Genomic DNA, 6,672 nt, shown 5'->3' on the forward strand with positions numbered 1-6,672 from the left:
CTATTTATCTTAACTATTGCGTTTAATTACACTTTTTCGGCACAAACTCACTGATATAAAATGACAGCGTAACCATGTGCTCGGGTGCTTGGTTTAAGTCTTGATAATGAGAAGCTTTAAACTTCCATGCAAACGGCGTCATCATGATAAGGTGTTCAATCACACTGGTTGGAAGAGACTGACATTGATCAAGATGGGTTTGCTTTTTGAGCTCAAATCCTTCTGGACACGTTACGGGTTCATGCAAATTCACTTCATCGTAAATACGCGCTTTTAGTTCAAATAAATGCTTCGGCCCTGGGCTAACAATGATCACGGCGCCATTTTCATGACATAATCTGTGAAGCTCGTCGGCAAATATGGGAGCAAAAATACTAACTAATACATCAGCTGTATGGTTTTCAAAGGGGGCTTGTTTAATTGACGCGACGCTAAAATTGACATTTTTATAGCGCTTTGCGGCATACTTTACGGCAGACTTAGAAATATCGACTCCATAAACTTGTGTCTCATCGGGCAGTTGTTCAGCAAAAGCTTGTGTATAAAAACCTTCCCCACAGCCTAAATCAATGACAGATGATGGCTCAGTGATAGTTATACGCTCAGCAATGGCATCTCTTAGAAACGCATAATGCTCTGTTGCAAAAAAAGCACGACGTGCTTGTACCATTTCTAAATTATCACCGGGTTGTTTCGAATTTTTATTTTGTACAGGTAATAAATTAACATAACCTTCTTTAGCAAAATCAAATTGGTGGCGATTTTTACACTGTAAGCTTTTGTCATTATCAAGCAAAGGTTCGTCACATAATGGACAGCGATACATCAAGGTCATTTATCTAAATATTCCCGGTCATAAAAAGTTTTTACCCACTCAGGGCGGTATGTAATTAGTAAGGTTATGGCCATGCCGTTAAGCATCGCTTCTGGAAACCAAATGAGCACAGAGTAAAACAAATAATTGTCGTACAATGTTTGCCATGGGTAGACACCTGACCACCAGAAGTAGCCAGTGTTGAGCATAATTTTTGCTGCGCCTACGAGCCCTGCACATATAAATGCGCATACAAAAATGTAAACAAAAAAGTGCCTAGGTAAGAAATTGTAACACAGTACAAATAACCCATAGCTTAGATAGATAGGAGCCAGTGCTGTTAACAGTAAAAATGGAGCAAATTCGCTTGCCGACAGTGGTGTAAAATACCAAAGTAGGCTGGTACTGAGCAACGCACAAAGACTGGCTAATCGCCATCCCATCACCAATGTGATGGCTGTTACTCCTAATATATGAATATTGAGATAGGGTAATATCCCTGCTTTGATTTGCCAAAGTAGTGCTAAAACCAACGAGCAAGCGAAAACCCCACTTTGACGAGCGGGGCTTGTTAATAGGGCATAACACTCTGACTTATTGAAAGTTAGTAGTAAGAGTATGCCTGTAATAAACGCTTCAAACATGTTTGCTTAGCCGTTGAAATCAGCCCAAATAGGCGCATGATCAGATGGCTTTTCAATACCACGTAACTCATAGTCTATTGCACTAATGGTACAACGGGGTAAGAGAGACTCTGTGGCTAGAATAACGTCAATTCTTAAGCCTCTATTGTCGACAAAACCCTTCGAGCGGTAGTCAAACCACGAATACAGGTCGGTTGCGTCAGGCGTGAGGGTTCTGAAGGTGTCTTTTAGACCCCAATCAAGCAATGTGGCTAACCATTGTCGCTCTTCTGGCTGAAAGGAACACTTACCTGTTTTTAACCAGCGTTTTTTGTTTGGCTCACCAATACCAATGTCTAAATCTGTCGGAGAGATATTAATATCACCCATAACGATCAGGTGCTGTTTAGGGTCGCAGTGCGCTTGCAGGTGAGTCATTAAGTCAGCGTAAAATTGACGCTTATACGGGAACTTTGTTTCGTGACTAATATTATCACCTTGCGGGAAGTATCCATTCATTATCACAACGTCTTCACCTGCCGCATTTTCAAATGTACCGCTGATCATGCGTTTTTGTGATTCTTCAGTGTCTGTCGCAAAACCTTTTTGAATAGACTTAGCTGGCTTTTTAGACATAAGCGCTACGCCGTAGTGAGCTTTTTGTCCGTGAAAATACACGTTGTAACCCATGGCTTCAACATCCTCAATGGGAAACGCTTCATCATGGACTTTTATTTCTTGTAATCCGATAACATCAGGCTGATGTTTATCTATAATTGCCTGCAATTGATGTAATCTTGCTCTCAAACCATTGATATTAAAAGAAATGACTTTCATATTTAGGAACATTTATTGTTATACGCTAAGGTACACATATTCTACCACTGAAATGTGTTTATGGCATATCGTTAGGAATAAAAAATAAAGGTTAATATTTGATCGTTTATGAGGCAAATGTATATATTTGTTGCTGTTGAACAGAGAGCACTTTAGTAATATGTAAATAAGCTATTAAATACACAATTTTGGCTTGTTTAGGCATTTACAAACTTTTAATTGGCTATATAATGCGCATAAATTAATTTTTTGTGAGTATATTATGTTTAAATCTATCTCTTTAGTTTTTGCACTTTCTGCTACATTGTCAGTTAACGCGACACCGCTACAATATACTCAAGGTGACGCATCTGCGGCATCAAAAGTATGCGTTGTTGCTGCACAAGAAGGGTTGAGTGCGGCACGTTTGGCTGCATCACAACATGGTATTCATATTTCTCGCTTTTCAAAAAGCATCTTGTGTAATGGCGAAGATATTCGTGATATTGCAAAGCAACTTACAAATGATACAAATATCAGTACCAAACAAGTTGCGCTGTATGCTAAGACGTCAACATCAGCGACTGAATTATGCATAAAAGCGGCTAAAAGTGGTTTATCAAGTATTTCAAAATATGGCCATAAAGCGCGTAGTCTACGTTGTAATGATGTACCTGTAAGAGAGTTTGTTAGACAGTTCGCAAATACTGCCATTTAATTGTTTTCCTCAATTTGATGAGGGAAAAGTTATTGTATAAAACGCCAAGCAACAGCTTGGCTTTTTTGTCTTTTATTCACTGCTAAATAACCGCTTATGTGTTCTTCTGGCATACTCGTCCGTCATGCCTGCTAAATAATCCGTTAATACACGCATTTGTTCGGCCCTAGAGCTGGCTTGCACATAAAGTTCTTGTGTTGTGTAAGGGAGTAATCGCATTGGGTCGCTTGCGAGTGCTTCAAATAAGTCAATAAGCAAGTTTTGCCCACTGAATTCAATTTGCTGCATTTTTGGTTCACGAATTAAACGTTCAAACACAAAGGTTTTGAGCACTTGTAAAATCGCTGCATATTCGGCATCAATTTCTACGCAGTATTTGAGAAGTGGTGATTCAAATTCAGCACTTTGTATAACCAAATGACTGTTAACGATAAATAGGTTTACAAGCTCGCCAATGGCATCTTTACGGCGTGATTCATCACAAGAAAATAATCGGGTAGTTAAGCTGTCTAAATTGTTTGTAAGCCATTTCGAAGGAACGGCTTTTAATTGTGGTAGGGCATAGTTCTGCCAATCGGCAAGACTTAGTGTGTCTGTAGCAATAGCGTCTTCTAAGTCATGAACCGCATAGGCAATGTCATCTGCTAATTCCATGATAGCGCAGTCTAAAGATTTAAATTGTGTCTTACGTTTATGTCCGTCAAAGGGCTTATTTTTTTGCAGTAAGTGTCTATCAGATTCAGAAAAAGGTGATAGTACCCAATTAAATACATCTAAATCACAGCGGTAAACGCCTTTTGCAGGTAACCAATCTTTGGCTTTTATAAAAGGCCGGTTTGCATCATGTTTAGGAATGTTAAACCATAGAGTATCGATAATGGCGGGGTATTTTATAAACCCCAACAGAGTGCGTCGGGTTAGATTCATTCCAAAGCCTTTACTATAAGGCTCTAGTTTTGAAACAATTCTGAGTGTTTGTGCATTACCTTCGAACCCTCCGTATTCTCGCATTAAATAATTTAGAGCAGTTTCACCTCCATGACCAAAAGGCGGGTGGCCAATGTCATGCGCCAAACAAAGCGTTTCTATTAAGCTGGTGGAAGGAAAGTGTGTAAAGTCGGGGTTTTGAATACGAAGGTGCCGTAAAACTCCACTGCCGATTTGTGCGACCTCAAGTGAATGAGTGAGTCGGGTACGATAAAAATCATTGACGCCTATACTCATGATCTGAGTTTTAGCTTGTAAGCGCCTGAAAGCTGCTGCGTGGATGATTCGAGAGCGATCTACTTGCCATGCAGAGCGGTTGTCGTTTGGCCGATTTTTTTGCTGTTCAGATAGTCTTTGCTGCCAAGCAGAATGCATAATGACTCCATGATCAAATGGCATAGTAACGCAGGTTGTACATTTTCATATATGGTTGAGTGTGCACAAACTCGCGTTTAATTGCTACTTTAAGTATAATACGCCGTTATTTTAAAATGAAAGAACGATGTAATAGTGTACACAAATACTGATGGTAGCAAGTTATATCAGTAACTTACAGTCAAATTATGGATAGAGGCTGGTACGCTCAATGATGAGGAAAGACATGCAAGTCAAATTAGTAAAATTAGTGATTTGGGTCCTGGCACTGTGGGCATTAGCTTACCCGTTTGTGTTTATGCAAGCGCCCGTAATAGAGCTCAAAGAAGAGAGTTCGGTAGTAATTAAAGAACCTGCCGTCAAAGTAGAGCAACCATTACATACGGTGGTTCTGCCTAGGTTTTCAGAAATAAAAAGCACCGCGAAAAAGAAGCAACAATTTTTCGACTTTATTAAACCGCATATTATTGCAGAAAATAAAGACATTATGCAGCAACGCGCGAGTATAGAGATTGCGCTTATGATGTTGCAGTTTGGTGAAGCACTGACCCCTGCACAAACAGATAAATTAAATGTAATTTATACCCATTATCGCATAAAAGGGGAGCGCTATTCGGTTGCGAGCCTAAGCAATGCATTGACACATGTTGATGTGATCCCAAAAGAGTTGGCGTTAATGCAAGCAGCGAATGAATCTGCATGGGGCACGTCTAGGTTTGCACGCATAGGGTTGAACTTTTTTGGTCAATGGTGTTACAAAAAAGGCTGTGGCATGGTGCCTAAACGCCGAGATAATGAAGCCGAACATGAAGTTGCGGCGTTTAAGTCAGTACGTGCGGCAGTCAAGTCTTACTTCAGAAATATTAATACACATGACGCTTATACAGGACTTAGGGCCAAGCGGGCTGAACTAAGAGCAAATAAGCAGCCTATTGACGCAACACAATTAACCGCAGGGTTAATTGCTTATTCAGAGCGCGGTGAAGCATATGTAAATGAACTCAATGATATGATCAGACATAACAAGGCGTATTTTGATGAAGACTAATTGGTTAGTAGCGTTTTTTTTCGCATTTGGGTTTAGTCATGTTGCACAAGCAAAAGAATTTGTTGTGTCTTATGATGGCTTTTATGACCGATTGAAAGTCATTGAAAAAGGGGAGTTTGAGTTTGCTCGCGTGAACTTCTACGTTGTGGATATTGCGACGTTAGCGCCTTGTACAATTGCGTCTGGGAAGATAATTACAGAGAAGACTGAAGCCCCACTTGTGTATACAGAGCAAGCGAAATTGTTGTTACCTTTCGATAAACAGTTAGATAAAGATAAAGCTGTGGTCGTGTTAGAGCCTAAAAACTTACAACATAATTGCCAATTGAAATTTCAAATTGAAGCTGAACATTTTGACTCATCCCATTTAACATCTACACATTTGTTTCAGCTACATACTGAATTTGATGAGCTACTAGCTGATTTATCAGGCTTTTTTGTTAGTAAATTAATGCACTTTTTATTACCGGAGCAAAAAGGCGTTGTGATTGAGTTTTCCGAACCGGTTACATTTAGTCATGAACAAATACAGTGTGAAGATACGGTATGCAAGTTTTCAATTGACTCGACGTGGCAAGAGAGCACGACGAAATTATTATCCAGTAATGATAGGGCAACCATTGTGACTGTAAAGCCTTGGATTGAAAAGTAAGTTAAACAGTTATAACACTTGTGACCTATTTATTTTTGTTTTTATATAGGGCCCTTGTTGTTTTTAATTGATTAGATAAGGATCTCATTATATAAAAATTTTACTAATATTATTTTCAAGTATTGCATTTGGTTCTGGCGCAGCTCACGCTTCTTCAACAATCCCTGATAGATAGGCTGGGTTTTATAAAGGCGAATGTGACTTTATTTCACTACAACGCTGAGCCTACTTGAATTTTGCGGTGTCATTAGAAATTGCTAATCAAGAAAACGGCGAAGTGTCTTGGGTGCTAACTTATGGTAACGCACTGTCACAAAGTAGCCGTCATTATAATTTATTGACGATAGATGAAACAAAAGGTCATTACGCCATTGACGAGAATAGCAGCATTATTATTCACCAGCTTTTGGTCGGTAATGAGTTTGTTAGCATGCTTGAGATTGGTTCTAGTAAAATCCAAACCACATACGCGATAAATTCAAATGGCACGTTAGGTGTTTCAATGGACAACTGTACGTTCAAGGCTATCAGAGGTGCTAAGTAGGACCATACACCGTGGCGATTTTGGTGTGAAAGTTAAGCAAAAATGCAGGGTGAGAGCGCGAATAGACCCTGTAATATGTACTAGCTCAGACTTGA

At 39.5% G+C, this 6,672-nt stretch carries 8 protein-coding genes; 4 read left to right on the forward strand and 4 right to left on the reverse strand.

Annotation, left to right across the window (positions count from 1 at the left end):
* Window positions 1–22 precede the first annotated feature (22 nt).
* The 3 genes from rlmA to xthA are packed head-to-tail and all read right to left on the reverse strand — an operon-like array spanning window position 23 to window position 2,274.
* A complete protein-coding gene (gene rlmA / locus CWC18_RS17575; protein ID WP_138675798.1) occupies window positions 23–835 on the reverse strand; it encodes a 23S rRNA (guanine(745)-N(1))-methyltransferase in 813 nt (270 codons plus the stop codon).
* Window positions 832–1,458 carry an energy-coupling factor ABC transporter permease gene (locus CWC18_RS17580; protein WP_138592046.1) on the reverse strand — a complete coding sequence of 209 codons (627 nt, stop codon included), beginning with the start codon at window positions 1,456–1,458 and terminating at the stop codon, window positions 832–834. Before CWC18_RS17580 ends, rlmA begins: the two co-directional genes overlap by 4 nt.
* 6 nt (window positions 1,459–1,464) lie before the next feature.
* On the reverse strand, window positions 1,465–2,274 hold the full coding sequence (gene xthA / locus CWC18_RS17585; RefSeq protein WP_119859738.1) for an exodeoxyribonuclease III: 810 nt from the start codon (window positions 2,272–2,274) through the stop codon (window positions 1,465–1,467).
* Window positions 2,275–2,536: 262 nt separating this feature from the next.
* Between xthA and CWC18_RS17590 the strand changes: the two genes are divergently transcribed.
* A complete protein-coding gene (locus tag CWC18_RS17590; protein WP_249348222.1) occupies window positions 2,537–2,971 on the forward strand; it encodes an exonuclease III in 435 nt (144 codons plus the stop codon).
* A gap of 72 nt (window positions 2,972–3,043) precedes the next feature.
* Here the strand turns inward: CWC18_RS17590 and CWC18_RS17595 are convergent, their stop codons facing one another.
* Window positions 3,044–4,333 carry an anti-phage deoxyguanosine triphosphatase gene (locus CWC18_RS17595; protein WP_138592044.1) on the reverse strand — a complete coding sequence of 430 codons (1,290 nt, stop codon included), beginning with the start codon at window positions 4,331–4,333 and terminating at the stop codon, window positions 3,044–3,046.
* A gap of 226 nt (window positions 4,334–4,559) precedes the next feature.
* Here CWC18_RS17595 and CWC18_RS17600 point away from each other — a divergent pair, with 226 nt between their 5' ends.
* The 3 genes from CWC18_RS17600 to CWC18_RS17610 all read left to right on the forward strand — a co-directional run bounded on the left by CWC18_RS17600 (window position 4,560) and on the right by CWC18_RS17610 (window position 6,577).
* On the forward strand, window positions 4,560–5,381 hold the full coding sequence (locus CWC18_RS17600) for a glucosaminidase domain-containing protein (protein WP_138675799.1): 822 nt from the start codon (window positions 4,560–4,562) through the stop codon (window positions 5,379–5,381).
* A complete protein-coding gene (locus tag CWC18_RS17605; RefSeq protein ID WP_138592042.1) occupies window positions 5,371–6,033 on the forward strand; it encodes a DUF2987 domain-containing protein in 663 nt (220 codons plus the stop codon). The genes CWC18_RS17600 and CWC18_RS17605 overlap by 11 nt, the downstream gene beginning before the upstream one ends.
* Window positions 6,034–6,262: 229 nt before the next feature.
* Window positions 6,263–6,577: a hypothetical protein gene (locus CWC18_RS17610; RefSeq protein ID WP_138675800.1), complete on the forward strand. Its 315-nt coding sequence runs from the start codon at window positions 6,263–6,265 to the stop codon at window positions 6,575–6,577.
* Window positions 6,578–6,672 lie beyond the last annotated feature (95 nt).

This window comes from Pseudoalteromonas aurantia, from assembly GCF_005886875.1.
Classification (GTDB): Bacteria; Pseudomonadota; Gammaproteobacteria; order Enterobacterales; family Alteromonadaceae; genus Pseudoalteromonas; species Pseudoalteromonas aurantia_A.